General features: G+C 64.1%; 17 protein-coding genes. 12 read left to right on the plus strand and 5 right to left on the minus strand.

Annotated features, from left to right (window positions below; translation table 11 throughout):
- Positions 1 to 68: 68 nt before the first annotated feature.
- Complete coding sequence (locus H7A19_08075; GenBank protein ID MCP5474787.1) at positions 69 to 476, plus strand: phosphopantetheine adenylyltransferase; 408 nt, start codon at positions 69 to 71, stop codon at positions 474 to 476.
- Here the strand turns inward: H7A19_08075 and H7A19_08080 are convergent.
- Positions 388 to 1521, minus strand: a complete 1134-nt coding sequence (locus tag H7A19_08080; protein ID MCP5474788.1) for an AraC family transcriptional regulator — start codon at positions 1519 to 1521, stop codon at positions 388 to 390. The two genes, H7A19_08075 and H7A19_08080, sit on opposite strands and share 89 nt — an antisense overlap.
- A 32-nt stretch (positions 1522 to 1553) precedes the next feature.
- On the opposite strand from H7A19_08080, the gene H7A19_08085 reads away from it, so the two are divergent.
- On the plus strand, positions 1554 to 2510 hold the full coding sequence (locus H7A19_08085; GenBank protein MCP5474789.1) for a sterol desaturase family protein: 957 nt from the start codon (positions 1554 to 1556) through the stop codon (positions 2508 to 2510).
- A gap of 91 nt (positions 2511 to 2601) precedes the next feature.
- Here H7A19_08085 and fabR read toward each other — a convergent pair whose 3' ends face one another.
- Positions 2602 to 3264 (minus strand): HTH-type transcriptional repressor FabR, encoded by a 663-nt coding sequence (fabR, locus tag H7A19_08090; protein ID MCP5474790.1) that lies wholly within the window; start codon positions 3262 to 3264, stop codon positions 2602 to 2604.
- Positions 3265 to 3390: 126 nt separating this feature from the next.
- Here fabR and H7A19_08095 point away from each other — a divergent pair, with 126 nt between their 5' ends.
- Positions 3391 to 4482: a 2Fe-2S iron-sulfur cluster binding domain-containing protein gene (locus tag H7A19_08095; protein ID MCP5474791.1), complete on the plus strand. Its 1092-nt coding sequence runs from the start codon at positions 3391 to 3393 to the stop codon at positions 4480 to 4482.
- 16 nt (positions 4483 to 4498) lie between these two features.
- Positions 4499 to 5587: an acyl-CoA desaturase gene (locus tag H7A19_08100; GenBank protein ID MCP5474792.1), complete on the plus strand. Its 1089-nt coding sequence runs from the start codon at positions 4499 to 4501 to the stop codon at positions 5585 to 5587.
- 482 nt (positions 5588 to 6069) lie between these two features.
- On the opposite strand, the gene H7A19_08105 is transcribed toward H7A19_08100, so the two are convergent.
- A complete protein-coding gene (locus H7A19_08105; GenBank protein MCP5474793.1) occupies positions 6070 to 6498 on the minus strand; it encodes a copper chaperone PCu(A)C in 429 nt (142 codons plus the stop codon).
- A gap of 77 nt (positions 6499 to 6575) precedes the next feature.
- Between H7A19_08105 and H7A19_08110 the strand changes: the two genes are divergently transcribed.
- The 4 genes from H7A19_08110 (at position 6576) to H7A19_08125 (ending at position 11836) form a co-directional block, all read left to right on the plus strand.
- Entirely contained in the window at positions 6576 to 7331 is a 756-nt protein-coding gene (locus H7A19_08110; GenBank protein MCP5474794.1) for an enoyl-CoA hydratase/isomerase family protein, read from the plus strand.
- A gap of 163 nt (positions 7332 to 7494) precedes the next feature.
- Positions 7495 to 8154, plus strand: a complete 660-nt coding sequence (locus H7A19_08115) for an ABC transporter ATP-binding protein (protein ID MCP5474795.1) — start codon at positions 7495 to 7497, stop codon at positions 8152 to 8154.
- Entirely contained in the window at positions 8151 to 10682 is a 2532-nt protein-coding gene (locus tag H7A19_08120; protein MCP5474796.1) for an ABC transporter permease, read from the plus strand. The genes H7A19_08115 and H7A19_08120 overlap by 4 nt, the downstream gene beginning before the upstream one ends.
- Positions 10679 to 11836, plus strand: coding sequence for a carotenoid 1,2-hydratase (locus tag H7A19_08125; GenBank protein ID MCP5474797.1), 1158 nt, complete (start codon positions 10679 to 10681; stop codon positions 11834 to 11836). Before H7A19_08120 ends, H7A19_08125 begins: the two co-directional genes overlap by 4 nt.
- A gap of 375 nt (positions 11837 to 12211) precedes the next feature.
- On the opposite strand, the gene H7A19_08130 is transcribed toward H7A19_08125, so the two are convergent.
- A complete protein-coding gene (locus tag H7A19_08130) occupies positions 12212 to 12607 on the minus strand; it encodes a GFA family protein (protein MCP5474798.1) in 396 nt (131 codons plus the stop codon).
- Between the two features lie 7 nt (positions 12608 to 12614).
- Positions 12615 to 12767, minus strand: a complete 153-nt coding sequence (locus H7A19_08135) for a hypothetical protein (protein ID MCP5474799.1) — start codon at positions 12765 to 12767, stop codon at positions 12615 to 12617.
- 903 nt (positions 12768 to 13670) lie between these two features.
- Here H7A19_08135 and acnA point away from each other — a divergent pair.
- From acnA to H7A19_08155, 4 genes are all read left to right on the plus strand, one after another.
- Positions 13671 to 16379: an aconitate hydratase AcnA gene (acnA, locus tag H7A19_08140; GenBank protein MCP5474800.1), complete on the plus strand. Its 2709-nt coding sequence runs from the start codon at positions 13671 to 13673 to the stop codon at positions 16377 to 16379.
- A gap of 196 nt (positions 16380 to 16575) precedes the next feature.
- On the plus strand, positions 16576 to 16950 hold the full coding sequence (locus tag H7A19_08145) for a DUF2237 domain-containing protein (protein MCP5474801.1): 375 nt from the start codon (positions 16576 to 16578) through the stop codon (positions 16948 to 16950).
- A gap of 249 nt (positions 16951 to 17199) precedes the next feature.
- The gene (locus H7A19_08150; protein ID MCP5474802.1) at positions 17200 to 17937 is read left to right on the plus strand and encodes a nucleotide-binding protein; all 738 of its coding nucleotides are present in this window, start codon (positions 17200 to 17202) and stop codon (positions 17935 to 17937) included.
- Between the two features lie 27 nt (positions 17938 to 17964).
- On the plus strand, positions 17965 to 19269 hold the full coding sequence (locus H7A19_08155; GenBank protein MCP5474803.1) for an MFS transporter: 1305 nt from the start codon (positions 17965 to 17967) through the stop codon (positions 19267 to 19269).
- Positions 19270 to 19291 lie beyond the last annotated feature (22 nt).

Raw genomic sequence — 19291 nt, forward strand, 5'->3', positions numbered from 1 at the left:
GCCAGGTAATCGACGGGTGCCAGCGCAGGTGCCAATCTGCGACGGTCACAGCCACAAGGGTCAAGCCGATGCAAGCAGAAAAACCGGCACGCGAATGGTTGATCCAGGGGGCTCTGCTGCTGGCAGGGCTGATTCATCTGTTGCCGGCCGCCAGCTTCTTTCAAGCCGGGCTATTGACCGAGCTGTACGCACTGTCGCCCGGCTCCAATTTGGACCTGATTCTGCTGATGCGCCATCGCGGCGCCATGTTCGGGCTGCTGGCGATGGCGCTGCTGGCGGCCATCTGGCACCGGCCATGGCGCGGACTGTGCATTGCCTGGACCGCCCTCAGCGATCTGGCCTTCCTGCTGCTGATGATCTCAGCGTGGCCACCCAGCGCAAGTCTGCTCAGGATCTTCCAGGCTGATGTGCTGTCCCTGGCACTGTTGCTGAGCGCTGCGATGGCGATGCGTTCTGCTCGGTCAGCGCGCGCCTGAACTCGCCCGCGGACACCCCAAACCAGCGCTTCACCGCATGTTGCAGTGCCGCAGGTTCGGAAAAGCCGAGCAAATAGGCGATCTCGCTGAGCGACAGGCGCCCGGCCAGATGCACCCGTGCCAGATCGCGGCGGCAGTCGTCCTTCAGCTGCCGGAAACTCAAGCCGGCGTCGGCCAGACGTGATCGGAGCACGTCCCGGCTGACCTCGCAGGCCCGCGCCGTCTGCTCCAGGGACAAGGGTCTGCCACCCAGCCAGCCTAGACGCAGCTGTTCGGCGACGCGCTCGCCGAAGCTCTCGACCGCCGCTGGCAAGCGGTGGCTGGCAAACTGCTCAAGGATGTCGCGCAGGTACTGGTCGTGGGTCTGCAGCGGCCAAGCCAGAGCCTGCTGATCGAAGCACAGGGCGTTGCGCGCAGTCGAGAATTCGGGATCGATACCGAAACGATGTCGATAGGCCGCCAATGGCGCCTGTGGCGGCGCCCGAAACTGCACCCGGCGCAGCGGCAGCTGGCGACCCGCGGCCTGGGCCATGAACACGCAGCACATGCTGTAGAAGTGTTCGACAATCCAGGGATTGTGTCGATGTCCCTGATCCAGCGCGGCGTTGGCATAACCGAGGCAGGCTTCGGCGCCGTCCCGCGCCAGCATCATCCGGTCATCGGCATCGGTCAGGCGGATGTAGCGCACCACCGATTCCAGGGCCTCTCCGACGCTGGCACAACGCAGCGCCAGATGCGTGACCACATGCATCTGTCCGGGCGGAAACTCATCGACCAGACGCAGACCGATATCGACACGCAAGCTTGCGGCCATGCTCCAGAGCTGATCGAAGGCCTCCAGCGGAAACTGCATTTCCGGCGACGACAGCTGTTCACGGCTGACGCCGGCGCGCTGCAGCAGGGCATCCGGCGCCACCCCGAAACGATCGAGTTCGGCGACCAGAAACCTCACGGTAATCGACGTGGTGGTGCCGCGCGCCACTGGGCTCCGATCATCAATTTCCCATGTCGGATCATCGCCAGCGCGAACGACAGTGTCCACCATGACAACATCCGCCGTCCTGGGAGGGGCACAGCATGCTGCAGTGGATTTCCGAGCACACCGCACTGGCGATCGTCATCATCTTCGTCGGATTTGCGATCGCCGAATGGCTGCGCGGGCGCTTTCGCAGTCCGCATGAAACCCACGAGGACGCGCCGCTGGAAGGCGCGATGACCATGCTCTTTGCCGGTGCCATCTACCCCGGCATTCTGTTGCTGGTGGGCTGGCTGGCCGAGTGCTACACGCCGGAAATGGCCGGTAGCCTGGCACACCTGCCGGTCTGGGCCATGATCGGGCTGTTGCTGATCGGCGATGATCTGACCCAGTACTGGTGGCATCGGGCCTCGCATTCGCCACTGCTCTGGCCTCTGCACCGCGCCCACCATTCGGCACCGTACATGGGCATCCGGGTGGTCTACCGCAACAATTTCTTCTACTACGCGATGATGCCCGGGCTATGGATCAGCGCCTATCTGGTGTTCATGGGTCTGGGGGCGGTCTATCCCTGGTACGTACTGGTGAAGATGCTGGTGATCTTCGGCGCCCACAGTGAAGTGCGCTGGGATTCAGTGCTCTATCGCCATCGCTGGCTGCACCCGCTGGCGTGGCTCGTCGAACGCACGATCTCCACCCCCGCCACGCACTACGCCCACCACGCCATGACCCAGGCCGATGGCATTGGCCATTACAAGGGCAATTACGGCAATCTCCTGTTCTTCTGGGATGTACTGTTCGGCACGGCGCGGATCACGCGGCAGTATCCTGCCCGATCAGGGCTCTATGACGATGTGGTCTACGGGCCGGAGCGCTGGACGGTGCAGCTGTTCTATCCGCTGCTGCGCTCGAAGCGTGAGCAGTCGGTGCTGACCGGCACGACCGCGCCGCAGGTTGCCGCCGCGACGCTGGATCCAAGCCCCGAGGAGCTCAAGCAGCCCAGCCCTTGGGCGCGCGGACCGTTTCGGGCTTCGCTATCCGAGCCGGTGCTGGAGTGAATCCTTGGCCGAGGGCGCGAGGGCACGAAAGATCAAAAGCTCGCGCCGATGCTGCTCTTGCGCGCCCTCGTGCCCTCGTGACCTCGGCCTGCTACTCCTCCCGCCAATGCCGCGCGCCCAGAAAGATCAGCCGCAGCTGGCGCACGAAGTTCTCGACGAGCTCGGTCTCCTGGCGCGATCGACCCTGGGGCAGATCGAGGATGTCGGACGCGGCGTTGAGCATGGTCGTGACCACCAGCCCGCAGATCATCTGCAGGCTGCTGCTGGAAAGATCAGGCAAGGTGCCAAGTGCGCGCAGATCCTGCGCCATCTCCGAGGCGAAATGGCTTTCCTCGGTGCGGATGGCTTCGCGGATGACCCGGGATCCACCGCCGCGTTCGCCGGCGATGAAGCGGAAGACCAGACTGCGCTCCTCGACGAAGCGTTTGTAGATCAACACCGATCCACGCAACATGTCGGTGGGAGGCACGCCGTCACGGCGGGCCTCGCGCAACAAGCGCCTGAGCGTGACTCCGCCCATCTCCACCAGGGCCAGTCCGAGTTCGTCCAGATCGCGGAAATGTCGATAGAAAGCCGCCGGAACAATGCCGGCCTCGCGGGTGATTTCGCGCAGCGAGAGTGAGGTGAATCCTCGGCCTTGACCGAGCAGCACCAGTGCCGCCTCGATCAGATGCAGACGCGTGCGTTCCTTGCGTTCACCGCGAGTGCCCGATGCCTCGCCTTCAGCACGCGGCGCTTTCTTGATGGCGGGCAAACACTTCCCCTGCTGAATCCCGATTCCAGCGTCAGTATAGGCTCTGGTCCCCTGCACTCGGTTTTTCGAGTCGCTGCTCCAATCATTTGGGTGAACATATGTTCACTCACTTTGAACGCGAGCGCCATGATCCTGACCGAATCAGCAGCACCGAAGCCCTCCCTGGGACAGTGGCTGAGGCACCCGGCATGGGCGCCGCTGAACGATGCTGCAGCCTGGCAGCGCCTGGCCACAGCGATCAACCCACTCTGGTCGCTGGGCGAAGTTCGGGCCCGGATAGTCCGCAACGTGATCGAAACACCCCATGTGCGCAGCTTGTGGCTGAAGCCCAATCGCCATTTCCGCGGCTTCCAGCCGGGTCAGCATCTGATGCTGGAACTGGAAATCGCAGGTGTCAGGCACTCGCGCTGCTACAGCCTGTCGGCAGCGCCGCGCCGGGATGGACTGCTCAGGCTCACCATCAAGGCCAAGGATCGGGGGCTGGTCTCATTAGCCGCCCATCGACTCGAACCCGGTCAGATCGTGCGCATCAGCCAGGCCAGCGGGGACTTTGCATCCAAGGTCAGCACGGCGCCGCTGCTCATGATCAGCGCTGGCAGCGGGATCACGCCAATGCTCTCGATCCTGGACGGACACGCCAATACCGCGGCGACCACCGACATCTGCCTGATTCATGGCGCCCGCGACTCTGGCGACTGGATCGGCGCCGACGAGCTGAAGCAGCGCGCCCTGCAGCTGCCCGGCCTGAAGATTCACTTCCACGGCAGTGCCGAATCCGGTCGCTTGCGGGCGCAGGATTTGCACACCCTCGTGCCCGACTGGGCCGATAGAAATGCCCTGCTCTGCGGCCCGGACGACTTCATGCAGGCCGTCGAGGTGCATTACGCCGAGGCCGGGCTGTCGTCGCGACTGCAGAGTGAGAGTTTCGGGCGCCGCGCTGCCCTGATCGATACCGACGCCAGCACCCACGCCATCACCCACGGAAAACCGGAACAGATGTTCACTGCAAACAGCGGACAGAGTCTGCTGGAGGCTGCAGAAGCCGCCGGATTGCAGCCCCGCTTTGGCTGCAGGCGCGGCATCTGCATGAGCTGCCAGTGCCGCAAACACTCGGGCACGGTCAAGAACCTGCTCACAGGACAGCTGTCCTCGCCCGGTGAAGAACTGATCCAGTTGTGCATTTCAACCCCGCAAAGCGCTGTTGAACTGGCGCTCTGAACCCAAGGACCTGCCCATGAATCCGAAGACACGATTGAGCCCCGAGCAACTGGGCCGCTTCGAAGCTGAACTGGACGCACTGCGGCTACAGGTGGTCAACGAACTCGGCGACCGCGACGCTCGCCACATCCGGCGCATGCGCGCCACAGCCCAGGGCGCCGCTATCGGCGGACGCAGCTTGTTGATGTTTGGTTTTGGACCCATCAGCTGGGTGCTGGGCGTGATCAGCCTGGCCTTCGCCAAGATCCTCGAGAACATGGAGATCGGCCACAACGTCATGCACGGTCAGTATGACTGGATGAACGATCCCAGCCTGAATTCACAGAGCTACGAGTGGGACATCGTCTGCGACGGCGATCACTGGCGCCATTCGCACAATGTCGAGCACCACGATCACACCAATGTGCTGGGCAAGGATCACGATTATGGCTACGGCATGCTGCGCCTCACCGAGGCCCAGCGCTGGTCGCCGGCCGCGCTGTTCCAACCCTTGTGGTACCTGCTGCTGGCGATCAATTTCCAGTGGGGCGTGGCCATCCACGATCTCAAGATCGGACGCTGGTTCAAGGGCCGCATGAGCAGCAGTGAATTGATGACTCGCTCACGCCCATTCCTGCGCAAGGCCGGGCTGCAACTGTTCAAGGACTATGTGCTGTTCCCGGCGCTGGCCTTCTGGCAATGGCAGCGCGTGCTGCTCGGCAACCTCGCCGCCAACCTGATCCGCAATGTGTGGACCAATGCCATCATCTTCTGCGGCCATTTCACCACTGAAGCGCACATCTTCACCCGGGCAGAAGTCGAAGGCGAAAGCCGCGGCCACTGGTATCTGCGGCAGATCCAGGGCTCCAGCAATCTGGAAGGCGGTCGCTGGTTCCACATCATGAGCGGCCATCTCAGCCACCAGATCGAACATCATCTGTTCCCGGACATCCCGGCGCCCCGCTACACCGAGATGGCACCGAAAGTGCGCGAGATCTGCGCCCGCTACGGCGTGTACTACAACACCGGCGGCTTCTGGCGCCAGTATGGCGGAGTGCTCGCACGGATCTTTCGCCACGCCCTGCCCACACGCACCCGCACCCTCGAGGCAGCACCGGGCCTGTAGGAGCGACCTCGCGTCGCGACCGCCGGCCGACAACACTGCGCTGAGGCGGAGATGGACCAGAAGCTGGACGCGAAGGACGCGAAGGAAAAGCAGAAAGGGCGCGAAGAAGAACCTTCAGACATTCAGAAATGCTCTGTGACTACTGTGATCGCGCAGGACCTTGGTCACCCACTGTGCGCCAGGAGTCGGCCGGAGCGGCATTGAGGAGGGCCGCGCGCCAGCGCGGCCGCTGTTGCCCCGCGCAAGGCGGCGCGGCGGCGCGGCGCCCTCCAGGGCAGCTGCGCGATCGCTGGTGAAATGATCGCGCTGAATAGTTCACCTGTGGAGCGACCTCGCGTCGCGACCGCCAACCTTCGCGTCCCAGGCAGAAGCAGGACGCGAAGGGCGCAAAGGAAAAGCAGAAAGGTCGCGAAGAAGCTCAGTCAGCCGCTGCGCGGATCCACTTGGCCGCGCAGCGGGTGATTCTGTCTGCATCCACTACCTCAGGGCGCCGACTCCCGCACCGTGAACTGGACCAGCTGCTGCTTGTCTTCACACAGATTCAGCGCCACCTCGATCTGATCGCCGGCCTTGAAGCTACGTTTGGGCCCGATCAGCATCAGGTGGTTGCCGCCCGGGGCCAGCTTGATTTCCTGACCGACCTTCACCTCGATCAAGTCGAGCTTGCGCATCTGCATGACGCCACCATCCATGCTCATGCTGTGGAGCTCGGCCTTGTCGAAATCCGCTGAACTGGCGCCCTGCACCAGCACCGATTGCTCGCTGCTGTTCGACAGGGTCAGATAACCGGCCATGACCGCAGCGCCCGGCGGCGCCAGCCGCACCCAGGCATCGGCTGTGGTGAGCTCGCCGCAGGCCCAGGCCTGGGAAGCGGACAGACCCACAATCAGTGCAAACATCCTGGTTTTCATCTGCAAATCTCCGTTGAGCGTGAATTCCATGCGCCGATGCTATGTTCGGGCACCTGAACCTGCCACCGGTGAACCGCATGCTGGACAAGATCAAGCACGAGGACATTCTGGAACTGCGTCTGGCCCGACCACCGGTCAATGCGCTGTCGCCTGAACTGATTGCGCTGCTGCACCAATCGGTGCGCGCCGCGCCCGACAGCGGCGCCCGCGCCGTGGTGATCTCGGCCGGCCCCGGCCTGTTCAGTGCTGGCCTCGATGTGCCGGCCCTGCTCAAGCTGGACAAGGCGGGCATGCTGGCGATGTGGGCCGATTTCTTCGGCGTGCTCAGCGCGATTGCCTGCTCACCGATCCCGACGGTCGCGGCCATCACCGGACATAGCCCGGCTGGCGGCACCGTCGTCGCCCTGAATTGCGACTATCGGGTCATGGCCGACGGCCCCTACAAACTCGGCCTCAACGAAACCCAGGTGGGTCTGGCGCTGCCAACCGCGATCCTGGCCTCCCTGCGCAGGCTGCTGGGCCCGCATCAGGCCGAACGCCATATCGTCGCCGGCAACATGATCGACGCCAGCGAAGCGGCCCGGATTGGTCTGGTGGATGAGCTGGTGGCGCCGGATCAGGTGATCCCGCGGGCGCTGGAGTGGTGTCATTTCCACCTCGGCTTGCCCCCGCGGGCCATGCGCATCAACCGCGAATCGGCCCGCGCCGATCTGCGCGCGATCTATCAGACGCCCAAGGCCGATCAGGTCGACGAATTTGTCGAAGGCTGGTTCCATGCGGAAACCCAATCGGTGCTGCAGGCCCTGGTCGCCCGTCTCAAGGCCCGCGGATAACCGGTAGCCCGCATGCTTTCGTAGCCCGGGTAAGCCGCAGGCGCACGCGGGGCAATCCCGCGATGAGCTCCCAGGTGCGCTGCGCTTGCCTGGGCTACGGTTGCAGCCGCACTGAAGTAGGGCAACATCAGGGCTTCACCTCGCTACTGACAAGCTGCGCGACATGGATATCAATGTCTCCGGCCTGACCCGCGGTTTCGGCCCTGTCCCCGTGCTCGACGCTGTCGATCTGCTGATCGAGCCCGGCCAGTGCGTGGCGCTGGTCGGACGCAGCGGTGCCGGCAAGTCGACCCTGCTGCATCTGTTGGCCGGCATCGACACGCCCGACAGTGGGCGGGTGGTATACGGCGACGTCGACATCACCGCCTTGAGCGAAGACCGCCGCACCGCCTTCCGGCGCCAGCATCTGGGGCTGGTGTTTCAGAACTACAACCTGGTGCCCTCGCTGTCGGCGCTGGACAATCTGCGGCTGCCGCTGGAGCTGAACGGCGCCGACGCGCGCAGCTCGCGCGTCCGCGCCTCGGCCCTACTCGACGAACTCGGTTTGGGAGAGCTGGCAACACGTTACCCCGATCAGCTCTCGGGCGGCCAGCAACAGCGGGTGGCCGTGGCCCGGGCGCTCGTGCACCAGCCGGCTGTACTGCTGGCCGACGAACCCACCGGCAGCCTCGATGCCGACAACGCCGCCGCGGTGATGCGTCTGTTGACCAGTGCCTGTCGCCAGCGCGGCGCCAGTCTGGTCATCGCCACCCACGCCCAGGAGGTGATGGGTCAGGCGGATCGGCTGCTGCGCATCTCCAACGGCCGACTGGTCGACGCATGAGCGCACTGCGACGTTTGCTGCTGGCTCTGTACCAAGGGCACCGCCGGGCACCGGGGCAAGCGCTGCTGATGCTGCTGGGGTTGAGTCTGAGTGTGGCTGTGGTGGTGGCCATCGACGTGTCCATCAACAGCGCACAATCTGCTTTCGCCGACGCCCGGCGAGCCCTGTCTGGCGCTGCAACCCATCAGATCATCAGCGATGCCGATCCGGTGCCGCAGTCGCTGCTGGCCGAGCTGCGCAAACAGGGTCTGCGCCGCAGCGCGCCGGTGATTGATCTGGAAGCGATCCACGCAGCGGATGGGCGGCGTCTGCGTCTGTTCGGCATCGACCCGATGAGCGAACTGCAGATGCGCCCCTGGCTCTCCGGCGACGCCGGCAACACCGATATCGAGAGCCCTGGCTTTCGTCAGCTCATAGGCGATGTTGACGGCGCCCTGATCGCAGCCGGAATGGCGCGGCAGCTCGGACTGGCTGCCGGATCCACGCTGAATGTGCGTGTTGACGGCCACGACCTGGCCTTTGTGGTGCGCGGGCTGATGGCCGACGAAGCGCTCCCCGAAGCAGCGCGCGATTGGATCATTCTGGACCTCGCCGCGGCACAACGGGCTCTGGGCAGCAACGGCTACAGCCGCATCGACCTGCAGATCGATCAAGTAACCGCCGAAAGTATCGCCCGGACACTGCCCGCGGGACTGCGACTGCTGGCCACCACCGAGCAGGACACCCAGCTGGCGTCGATGAGCCGGGCCTTCGAGATCAATCTCAAGGCGCTCAGCCTGCTGGCAATGCTGGTGGGGCTGTTTGTGGTGTTCCAAACCTTGAGTTTTCTCACCCTGAGACGGGGCGCCATGATCGGCCTGTGGCGCGCCCTCGGTGTCGGTCGTCGATTGCTGGCGGCCTTGCTGTTGGCCGAGGCCGCCCTGACAGGCCTGATCGCGGCACTGATCGGCATGGCGCTCGGCATCCTGCTAGGTCGACTGCTGCTGCTCGGCATCGACGGCACCTATGCCGAGCTGTACGGCCGCGGCGCCAGCGGCGGGCTGAGCATCTCGCCGTGGCTGTTGGCCAAGGCTGCAGGCCTGTCCATGCTGGGCGCGCTTTTCGCGGTCACCCTGCCGCTGCTGGATATGCTGAGGCTGAGCACGCTGAGCGCCCTGGGGCGGGCGCGCTCTTCCGCCCTTGAGGACAACCCGCAGACGCGCCGGGTCCGCGGCCTCGCCCTGCCCGCGCTGCTGCTGTTTGCGCTGGGTGTCGCCCTGTTGAAGCTGGGCCCGGAGAATCTGAGCAATGCCTTTGTCGCCCTGTTCATCTGCCTGATTGCGGCACTGGGTCTGGTGCCCTGGCTCGCCTACGGCGTACTGCTCGGGCTGGAACGCGTTCTGGGCCAAGCCCGGGTGCTGCCGCAATGGCTGCTGGCCGGCAGCCGCCGGGGCCTCGGCCGTACCGGAATCGCTCTGGCGGCATTGTCTCTGGCCATCGCCACGGTGATCGGCATGAGCAGCATGATCCACAGCTTCCGCAGCGCGGTGTCGCAATGGATCGATCGCAGCCTGCAAGCCGATGTCTACGTCTCGGCACGAGGTCGGGGTGCGCTGCCGCCTGACCTGATAGAGACTGCCGCCGCGCTACCCGGCGTACGCCAACTCAGTCAGACCCGGCGCAGCCAGAGAATGCTGGACAGCGGCCCGATCGACGTCGTCGGTCTGAGCCTGCCGATCGAAGCTCGCGACGGTTTCGACTGGATCGCTGCCGATCCGGACATGGTCTGGCAGCAGTTTGCCGCAGGCGAAGCACTGATCAGCGAGCCTCTGGCAACCCGCTTGAAACTGCAGCTCGGTGACAGCCTGGACCTGCCTGGCGCCGAGGGCCTGGCGCCCGTCAGAGTTGCCGCCATCTATCGCGACTATGCCTCGTCCCAGGGCGTGCTGACACTGGCGCTGGACCATTATCAAAGCCGCTTTGCCGATATGGCGGTCGGCGCCATCGGTCTCTATGCCGATGCAGACTCGGTAGCAGCGCTGACCCGCAATCTGGAGGCCTTGAGTGCTGATCAGCCTGGAGTGCAAGTGGTATCGGCCGAGTCCATTCGCGAGCGCACATTGGCCGTCTTTGCGCGCACTTTCGCGGTCACCGATCTGCTGCGGCTGCTGGCCGGATTGATCGCGGTCGTGGCCGTGGTCGGCGCGCTGTCGGCGCTGGCAATCGAACGCCAACGGGAATTCGCGTTGCTGCGCAGCCTGGGACTGTCTGGCTCCAGTTTGTTGCGACTGCAATGGCTGCAGGCCAGTCTGTTGGGATTGATGGCCGGCCTGCTGGCCTTGCCGATCGGCATTGGTCTGGCGGTGCTCTTGATTGACGTCATCAACCGCCGCTCCTTCGGCTGGAGCATGCAGCTGCAGCTGCCCTGGGATCAGCTGCTGACCGCGATCGGCGTCGCCGTGGTCAGCGCCATGCTCGCCGGCACGCTGCCGGCCCGAACCCAGCGCCGCAAGACCCTGGCGCAGCAGCTGCGGGAATCGCCGTTGTGAGAAAAAGCTCAGGACTGCGCCAGCTGTGGGAGCGGGCTCTGCCCGCGATCCTGGTTCTGATGCTCACCGCCTGCTCTACCCCAGCGCCGGAAACTGACTCGAGCACTTCGCTGTCACGAACGCTGTCTTCCGCCAATAACCTGAGCTTCGAGAGCATCGAATCTCCACTGCAACTGGTGTTCCCGCGCGACCACGCTGCCCATCCGCGCCAGCGCATCGAATGGTGGTACCTCACCGCCCGCTTGCAAACGGCGGAAGGTCGTCGCTTCGGCACCCAGGTGGCGCTGTTTCGCTACGGTTTGCAGCCTGAAGACGTTGCCGTACGGAGCGACTGGAGCGGCAAGCAGATCTACCTGGCGCATGCAGCAGTCACCGATATCGACGGTGATCGCTTTCTCTACGACGAACACTGGGCCCGCGGCGCGGCCGGACTGGCCGGTGTGCAGCAGAACCCCTGGCGCGTCTGGGCCAATGATTGTTCGATCGCCAGCGCCAGCGACCAGGCCTTCCTGCCGCTGGAACTCGCTTGTGGTGGCGCCGGATTCCGCTATCGATTGTCCTTGAGCGGCGCCGACTCACCCGTGCTGCATGGCGACGCCGGCTATAGCCGCAAATCCGACGCACCGGGCAGCGCTTCGGCCTACTACAGCTATCCCAGGCTGACGGCGGTCGGTCAGATCCAGATCGCTGAAAACACCTTTGCCGTCAGCGGGCAGGCCTGGTACGACCACGAATGGACCTCGGGCGTACTCGCCGCCGATCAGGTCGGCTGGGACTGGTTCTCGCTGCGACTGAGCGACGGCAGCGCCCTGATGCTGTTCAATATCCGCGATCGGCAGGATCAGGTGGTCGCCCGTCATGGCAGTCTGATCGCAGCCGACGGCGGGGTGCAGGCGCTGTTGGCTGAGGATATCGACATCGAGCCCAGCGGATACTGGCGGAGCGACAAGACCGGCGTGTCCTGGCCCGTGCGCTGGCGCCTGCACTCGCCCTCACTCGGCCTGACGCTGGAAATCACGCCCTTGCGCGAGGATCAGGAACTCGACACCACCACCCGATACTGGGAGGGTGCCATCGACGCCCAAGGACTGCGCGCCGGACAGCCAATCAGCGGTGAGGGCTATCTGGAGCTGACCGGCTACAGCCCGCGGTAGGAGCGAGCTCGTGTCACGCCCCGCGCCTCGACAGTAGGAGCGACCTCGCGTCGCGACCAGCGCCACGCCTGCGGGCAACCCGGCGTCGCAATGGTCCGTAAGATCCGCTGGCAAGACCGGCAGAACTCCTGCCGTTGGCCAACAAGATCTTCAACGCGGAGAACGCAAAGAGTCGCAAAGAACGCAGAGAGAAGCTGATCCCGGATGATTTTTGCTCTTCTCGGCGTTCTTTCTGCTCGTCCTCTGCGTCCTCTGCGTCCTGCTCCATACCGCAACCCACCGCGGATTCCGATTCTTGCGACGACCAACGGCACGCGGGTCGCGACGCGAGGTCGCTCCTACGAGAGCCTGGCCGCGGCAGTGTCCCAGTCGCACCTACGAGAGCTTGACCGCGGCGGCTTCCCAGTGGCGTCCGTCGAAGCGCTCCAGATGGCCGAGGTGCTCGGCTCCGCCTTCGATGCAGCGCAGATTGACACTGTAACAATCCGGGTGCGAGCGCGGCTGGTAGAAGCTCTTGATGCCGCAGTGGCGGCAGAACAGATGACGCGCAGCACCGGTGCCAAAACGGTAGTCGATCAGCGCCTCCGGTCCCGACAGCAGTTCGAAGGCCGCATGCGGAACCGTGACATGCAGATAGCCGGTCATCGCGCAGATCGAGCAATTGCACTCAAGCACATCCAGCGCTTCCGGTCCGCGGAATCGAAAACTCACGGCGCCGCAATGGCAACCACCGAGATAGAGATGATATCCACGGTTGACGAAATCGCTCATTCCCGCCTCAGAACAAGGTGTAGATGAACGGCGCGATCACCGAGCCCTTCACCGCAATCAGGATGCCGCCGATGGCCACCAGCACCAGCACGATCGGCATCAGCCAGTACTTCTTCCGCTCACGCAGGAAGGCCCAGAGTTCACGCAGAATATCGAGCATGGCAGGCGGCGATTGTGGAAAGGGGCACGGGGCACGGGGCACGGGGCACGGGAAGGCTAGCACCTGCGACGGATCAATCAAGCCTTGGGCGCGGGTAACTCCGCATGGATCGCGAAAGGCCGACTACCGCAGTTCAGGACTTGCCCCCAAACTTTGGTGTCATTGCGAGCCACCTGGTTCGGCCCGACACTGCCCACGGGCCATGAACCACAAGCTGCCTGTAGGAGCGACCTCGCGTCGCGACCGGCAAGCCGCAGGTCCACAGTAGTGGTTGCGCCACGAGGGCGCTCCTACCAGTGGACGAAACCGTCGCTGCGCTCTCCATGAACCCATATCGCAAGTTGTTGATTTGCTGTTGTAGGTCACGTTGCTCGCGTAGCGAGTTACGTGACGCAATTCGATGTCACGTAGTCCGCTGACGCGGACAACATGACCTACGACGGCGGGTTCATGGCCCGTGAGCAGTGTCGGGCCGACACAGGTGGCTCGCAATGACGCCAGCTCCCGGCTCTTGTGGGTCCCGACTTGTCTGGACGCGTCTTCTGCACTTCGCCAAGAGCGTCCAGACAAGTCTGGACCTACAAAAGCGCACCGCTGACGAGCGTCCAGACAAGTCTGGACCTACAAGAGCGCACCGCTGACGAGCGTCCAGACAAGTCTGGACCTACAAGAGCGCATCGCCGCCCCTGTGTTGCCGAACTACCCGCCTTTCTCCGCGACCTCCGCGCCTCTGCGTGAATCACTGCGGTGGCGCTGGATGGAGTCTGGCCAACCCATCTACCCGCAATTCGCCATGAGTCGGCCTGCGTAGAGGCCCGGCTTGGTTCATAATGATGGGCTGTTCCCGGCGAGTTGGCCTCGGGCCTGCGCCGGGATGAAGTTCCTCATCCTCGGAGGCTAATCATGAGCAACAGCTTCGGCACCCACGCGACTTTCGAGTCCGGCGGCAAGACCTATAACTATCATAAACTTACGGCTCTGGAGCCGAAGTACAACCTGGCGCGTCTGCCCTACTCGCTGAAGATCCTGCTGGAGAATCTGCTGCGCTTCGAGGACGGCGAAAACGTCACGCCGGCCCATATCTCGGCGCTGCTGAACTGGGATCCGAAGACCCCGTCGACCCAGGAGATCCCGTTCATGCCGGCGCGGGTGGTCATGCAGGACTTCACCGGCGTGCCCTGCGTGGTCGATCTGGCCGCGATGCGCGATGCCATGAAGACCCTGGGCGGTGATCCCAACAAGATCAATCCGCTGATTCCCTCGGAAATGGTCATCGATCACTCGGTGCAGGTGGATCGTTTTGGCACCAGCGACGCGGTGGATCTCAATGCCCGTATCGAATTCGAGCGCAACAAGGAGCGCTACGGCTTCCTGCGCTGGGGCCAGAAGGCTTTCGACAACTTCAAGGTGGTGCCGCCGCGTACCGGCATCGTCCACCAGGTGAATCTGGAATATCTGGCCCGCGTGGTCTTCGCCACCGAAGGCGCCAAGGCCTGGGCCTACCCGGACACCGTGGTCGGCACCGATTCGCACACCACCATGATCAACGGCATCGGCGTACTCGGCTGGGGCGTCGGTGGTATCGAGGCCGAAGCGGCCATGCTCGGCCAGCCTTCGACCATGCTGATTCCGGAAGTCATCGGCTTCCGCCTGACCGGCAAGATGCCCGAGGGCGCCACCGCCACCGATCTGGTGCTGACCGTGGTGCAGATGCTGCGCAAGCGCGGCGTGGTCGAGAAATTTGTCGAGTTCTTCGGCGAAGGCCTGAACGAACTGCCCTTGGCCGATCGCGCCACCATTGCCAACATGGCCCCGGAATATGGCGCCACCTGCGGCATCTTCCCGATCGATGACGAGGCGCTGGCCTATCTGCGCCTGTCCGGTCGCAGTGACGAGCAGGTCGCGCTGGTCGAGCAGTACGCCAAGCTCAATGGCCTGTTCCGCGTGCCGGGCGCACCGGATGCCGAGTACACCGATGTGCTGGAACTGGATCTGGGCGACGTCAAGCCCAGCCTGGCGGGCCCCAAGCGTCCGCAGGATCGCGTGCTGCTGGCCGATGTGAAGGCCAACTACGAGAGCAATCAGGTGGCCATGGCCGAAGCCCGCGCCGCTCGCGGCAAGAGCGCCACGCCGGGCAAAGGCACGGTCACGACCGACAGTGGCAGCTACGAACTCAGCGACGGCGCCGTGGTCATTGCCGCCATCACCAGTTGCACCAACACCTCCAATCCCTCGGTCATGCTCGGTGCCGGCCTGCTGGCGCGCAATGCGGTCGCCAAGGGACTGACCACCAAGCCCTGGGTGAAGACCTCGCTGGCGCCGGGCTCGCAGGTGGCGACCGACTACTTCAAGAAAGCCGGCCTGCTGGAGCCGATGGAGAAGCTCGGTTTCCATGTGGTCGGTTATGGCTGCACCACCTGCATCGGCAATTCCGGCCCGCTGCCGCCTGAAGTCAGCAAGGGCATCGCCGAGGGCGATCTGATTGTCGGATCGGTGCTGTCGGGCAACCGCAATTTCGAGGGCCGCGTGCACGCCGAAGTGCGCATGAACTATCTGGCTTCACCGCCGCTGGTGGTGGCCTACGCGCTGGCCGGCAGCCTGGATGTGGACCTCACCCGTGAACCGCTGGGTACGGGCAGCGATGGTCAGCCGGTGTACCTCAAGGACATCTGGCCGAGCAATCACGAGATCGCCGAAACCGTGCGCACCGCGGTCAATGCGGCTGGCTTCAAGGCTTCCTATGAGGGCGTGTTCGACGGCGACGAGCGCTGGCGCTCGATCAAGGCCCCGGAAAGCGCATTGTATGCCTGGGACAGCGAATCGACCTATGTGCAGAACCCGCCCTATTTCGACGGCATCACCATGCAGCTGCGCACCATCAGCGACGTCAAGGGCGCACGGGCACTGGCCCTGCTGGGCGATTCGATCACCACCGACCACATCTCCCCGGCCGGTGATTTCAAGCCGACCACCCCCGCCGGCAAGTACCTGACCGATCGCGGCGTGCAGTACGCGGATTTCAACAGCTACGGCTCGCGCCGCGGCAACCACGAAATCATGATGCGCGGCACCTTTGCCAATATCCGCCTGAAGAATCAGCTGGCGCCGGGCACCGAAGGTGGCTACACCACCTATTTCCCGAGCAATGAGGTCACCTCGATCTACGACGCTTCGATGAAGTTCCAGGCCGCTGGCACTCCGCTGATCGTTATCGCCGGCAAGGAATACGGCACGGGTTCCTCACGCGACTGGGCGGCCAAGGGCACCATGCTGCTGGGCGTGAAGATCGTCATCGCCGAGAGCTTCGAGCGCATCCATCGCTCGAACCTGTGTGGCATGGGCGTTCTGCCCTGCAAGTTCGAAGCCGGCCAGAACGCCGCCAGCCTGGGCCTGACAGGCCGTGAGACCTTCGACTTCGAAGGCATCGGCGACGGCACCGGCAAGACCCTGAAGGTCACCGCCACAGCCGAGGACGGCAGCGTCAAGCAGTTCAACGTGCGCGTGCTGCTGGAGACGCCGAAGGAAGTCGAGTACTTCCGCCACGGCGGCATCCTGCAATACGTGTTGCGTCAGCTGGCCGGTGAGTCGGAGCCGAGTTCGCAGGCTGCCTGAGGGCTGGCAACAGCGTCTCACGCTGAGACGCGGAGGTCGCGAAGTAGAGAGAATGAATATTCGATCTGCTTCGCGGTCTCCGTGCTTCCACCACAGCCGCTTGCCTCCGTCAGGTTGACGGCAAAGCGGCCAGCCTGAGCGCATTGCCGACCACCAGCGCGTACAGCAACACGCACTCCCGGACCAGAGGAACGCGATGAGCACCGCCACGCAGCCATTGAATGTACTGGGCACGCCGCTGCGGACCTGCAGCACCGAACCCATGACCGGCTGGTTCCGAGATGGCTGCTGTCGCAGTGATCCCGATGACCGCGCCCTGCATCTGGTGTGCGCGGTGATGACGGCGGAATTTCTCGAGTTCAGCAAGGCCGCCGGCAATGACCTGAGCACACCCAGACCCGAATACGCTTTTCCGGGTCTGCTGCCCGGTGACCAGTGGTGTCTGTGCGCCACCCGCTGGCGCGAGGCCTATGCCGCCGGCATGGCACCACAGGTGGTGCTGGAGGCCACACACCTCAACACGCTGGGCGTGGTCTCGCTGGATCAGCTGCGCGAGTACGCGATTCGCTGAGCTTTGCCGTCGGGCCGTCCGCGCACAACTTGGTCATGTGTCATCTGTGGGGCGCCGCGACGGCGCCGCTTCCTGGTGTGCGCCAGAAGATCAGGAGCGGCCGCGACGGCGCGCGTTCTTCCTCATGGCCACTCAACTCCGCCCGAGCAACAGGGCGCTCCAGAAATCGCCAGGTCAAGGAAGTATTTCCGCAGCTGCCTCATACTTGGTCAGCCTTTCGCTCTTTCCTTGCCTGCAGGAACCCATCTGATGCGCAATACGATCATGCTGTCGCTGTTCTGTGCCTGCCTCGCAGCCTGCGGATCGCAAGCCGAGGAAGCCGCGCCCGCGACCACCACGGATCAGGCCGCAAGCCCGGCGTTCGCCACCGAAGGTCTCAGCGGCACGGTGATCGAATCCCTCTCGGCACCGCCCTATGTCTATCTGCAGCTTGACACTGCGAACGGAGAGATCTGGGCCGCGGTTCCGGCTGCCGAGCTTGCCAAGGGCGCCAAGGTCACCATCCTGACGCCGATGCTGATGAGCAACTTCGAATCCAAGTCGCTGCAACGCAACTTCCCGGAAGTCTATTTCGGCACACTGGACTCGCCTGCCGGCTCGCAGCCCAGTGGCGTCAATCCGCACACCGCCGTGGCCGCCGCGGATGCCGAAGACCTTCGCAACATCGAGAAAGCGAGTGGCAACGACGCCCGCACCGTAGCCGAGGTCTGGGCGCAGCGAGCGCAACTGGCGGGACAGGTCATCAGCGTGCGCGGCAAGGTGGTCAAGTACACCCCAGGCGTCATGGGCAGAAACTGGGTGCATCTTCAGGACGGCAGCGGGGCCGCCGATGACAGCAGCAACGATCTGACCTTCACCACGCTGGCCGAGGTCAATCGAGGCGATACCGTCACCCTGACGGGCACAGTCGTTGTCGACAAGGACTTTGGTGCGGGTTATCGCTATCCGGTGATTGTCGAAGACGCCAGGCTGATCCAGGCGCTCTGAGGCGGCGCGGACTCAGCGGAGCATCGCATGAATTCGAGCGCCATCCGCACCGAATCGCCGAACAGCGGCAAGACCCGCTGGTGGGTGCTGCTCCTGCTGAGTCTGGCGATGACCGGCAATTTCTACGTCTATGACTGCATCGGGCCGCTGGCGGACCATCTGCAGCGGCTGCTCGGTTACAGCGACACCCAGCTCGGGACGCTCAATGCGATCTACAGCTTTCCCAACATCTTCCTGGTCCTGATCGGCGGACTGCTGACGGATCGCTTCGGCGCGGGCCGACTGATGTTGTGGACTTCGATGATTTGCTTCGCCGGCGCCCTGCTCACCGCGATCAGCGGCAATTTCGCGGTCATGGCAGCCGGGCGATTGCTGTTTGGTATCGGTGCCGAAACCATGATCGTGGCGGCGACGGTGGCCCTGGGCCTGTGGTTCCTGGGCCGCTCGCTGGCGCTGGCGATGGCGCTCAACCTCAGTCTGGGCCGAGCCGGTTCCTACGCAGCAGACGTTTCCCCGGTCTGGGCCAAGGGCGCCTACGACGCTGGCTGGCAGGATCCCTTGTGGATTGCAGCCGCGTTCGCGTTCGCGGCCATGCTCGCATCCATCGGCTATTGGGCCATTGAACGGCGGGCAGGCAATCAGACTGCGGCTCCCACCTCAGCGCCGGCAGAGAAGATCGTCTGGCGCGACGTGCTCAGTTTTGACCGATCCTATTGGTACGTTCTGGCGCTGTGCGTGACCTTCTATTCGGTGATCCTGCCCTTTCGAAGCACCTTCGCCATCAAGTACTTCCAGCACGCCCACGGGCTCAGCCTGGACGCCGCCAGCATCATGAACAGCTATGTGTTTCTGGCGGCGGTCTTCGTCAGCCCGGTCTTCGGCTTGATTGCCGACCGCTTCGGCTGGCGCGCCAGCCTCATGATCTTGGGTTCCTTTCTGTTGCCGCTGACCTTTCTGCTGCTGGGCATCGGTCAGGCGCAGCTGTGGACCGTCACCGTGCTGGTCGGCATCAGTTTCTCTCTCGTTCCGGCGATCCTTTGGCCATCGGTCGCTCATGTGGTAGCGCCGGCGCGCCTCGGCACCGCCTTCGGACTGATGACGATGATCCAGAACATCGGCCTCACCTTCTCTAACCTGGCCGCAGGCTGGCTCAATGATGCGGCCAGCGCCGGCGCTGAAAATCCTGCCGGCTATCAGCCAATGCTGTGGTATTTCGGAGTACTTGCCCTGGTGGGCGTGATCTTCGCCGTGCTGCTGCGGCAGCGAGAATTGGGCCCACATGGGCATGGATTGGAATCGCCTGAGGCCAGGATCCATGCAATCCTTAGGTAACCGCAGCTTCGAGTTCAGACGG

The organism is Rhodanobacteraceae bacterium (assembly GCA_024234055.1).
Taxonomy (GTDB): Bacteria; Pseudomonadota; Gammaproteobacteria; order Xanthomonadales; family SZUA-5; genus JADKFD01.

What these genes read in the sequence shown, in the direction of transcription:
- H7A19_08110 (MCP5474794.1), top strand. Translation starts at nt 6,576, where the DNA reads ATGCTGGACAAGATCAAGCACGAGGACATTCTGGAACTGCGTCTGGCC.
- H7A19_08085 (MCP5474789.1), top strand. Translation starts at nt 1,554, where the DNA reads ATGCTGCAGTGGATTTCCGAGCACACCGCACTGGCGATCGTCATCATC.
- H7A19_08080 (MCP5474788.1), bottom strand. Translation starts at nt 1,521, where the DNA reads ATGGTGGACACTGTCGTTCGCGCTGGCGATGATCCGACATGGGAAATT.
- H7A19_08135 (MCP5474799.1), bottom strand. Translation starts at nt 12,767, where the DNA reads ATGCTCGATATTCTGCGTGAACTCTGGGCCTTCCTGCGTGAGCGGAAG.
- H7A19_08115 (MCP5474795.1), top strand. Translation starts at nt 7,495, where the DNA reads ATGGATATCAATGTCTCCGGCCTGACCCGCGGTTTCGGCCCTGTCCCC.
- H7A19_08075 (MCP5474787.1), top strand. Translation starts at nt 69, where the DNA reads ATGCAAGCAGAAAAACCGGCACGCGAATGGTTGATCCAGGGGGCTCTG.
- H7A19_08150 (MCP5474802.1), top strand. Translation starts at nt 17,200, where the DNA reads ATGCGCAATACGATCATGCTGTCGCTGTTCTGTGCCTGCCTCGCAGCC.
- acnA (MCP5474800.1), top strand. Translation starts at nt 13,671, where the DNA reads ATGAGCAACAGCTTCGGCACCCACGCGACTTTCGAGTCCGGCGGCAAG.
- H7A19_08095 (MCP5474791.1), top strand. Translation starts at nt 3,391, where the DNA reads ATGATCCTGACCGAATCAGCAGCACCGAAGCCCTCCCTGGGACAGTGG.
- H7A19_08120 (MCP5474796.1), top strand. Translation starts at nt 8,151, where the DNA reads ATGAGCGCACTGCGACGTTTGCTGCTGGCTCTGTACCAAGGGCACCGC.
- H7A19_08100 (MCP5474792.1), top strand. Translation starts at nt 4,499, where the DNA reads ATGAATCCGAAGACACGATTGAGCCCCGAGCAACTGGGCCGCTTCGAA.
- H7A19_08105 (MCP5474793.1), bottom strand. Translation starts at nt 6,498, where the DNA reads ATGAAAACCAGGATGTTTGCACTGATTGTGGGTCTGTCCGCTTCCCAG.
- H7A19_08130 (MCP5474798.1), bottom strand. Translation starts at nt 12,607, where the DNA reads ATGAGCGATTTCGTCAACCGTGGATATCATCTCTATCTCGGTGGTTGC.
- H7A19_08145 (MCP5474801.1), top strand. Translation starts at nt 16,576, where the DNA reads ATGAGCACCGCCACGCAGCCATTGAATGTACTGGGCACGCCGCTGCGG.
- H7A19_08155 (MCP5474803.1), top strand. Translation starts at nt 17,965, where the DNA reads ATGAATTCGAGCGCCATCCGCACCGAATCGCCGAACAGCGGCAAGACC.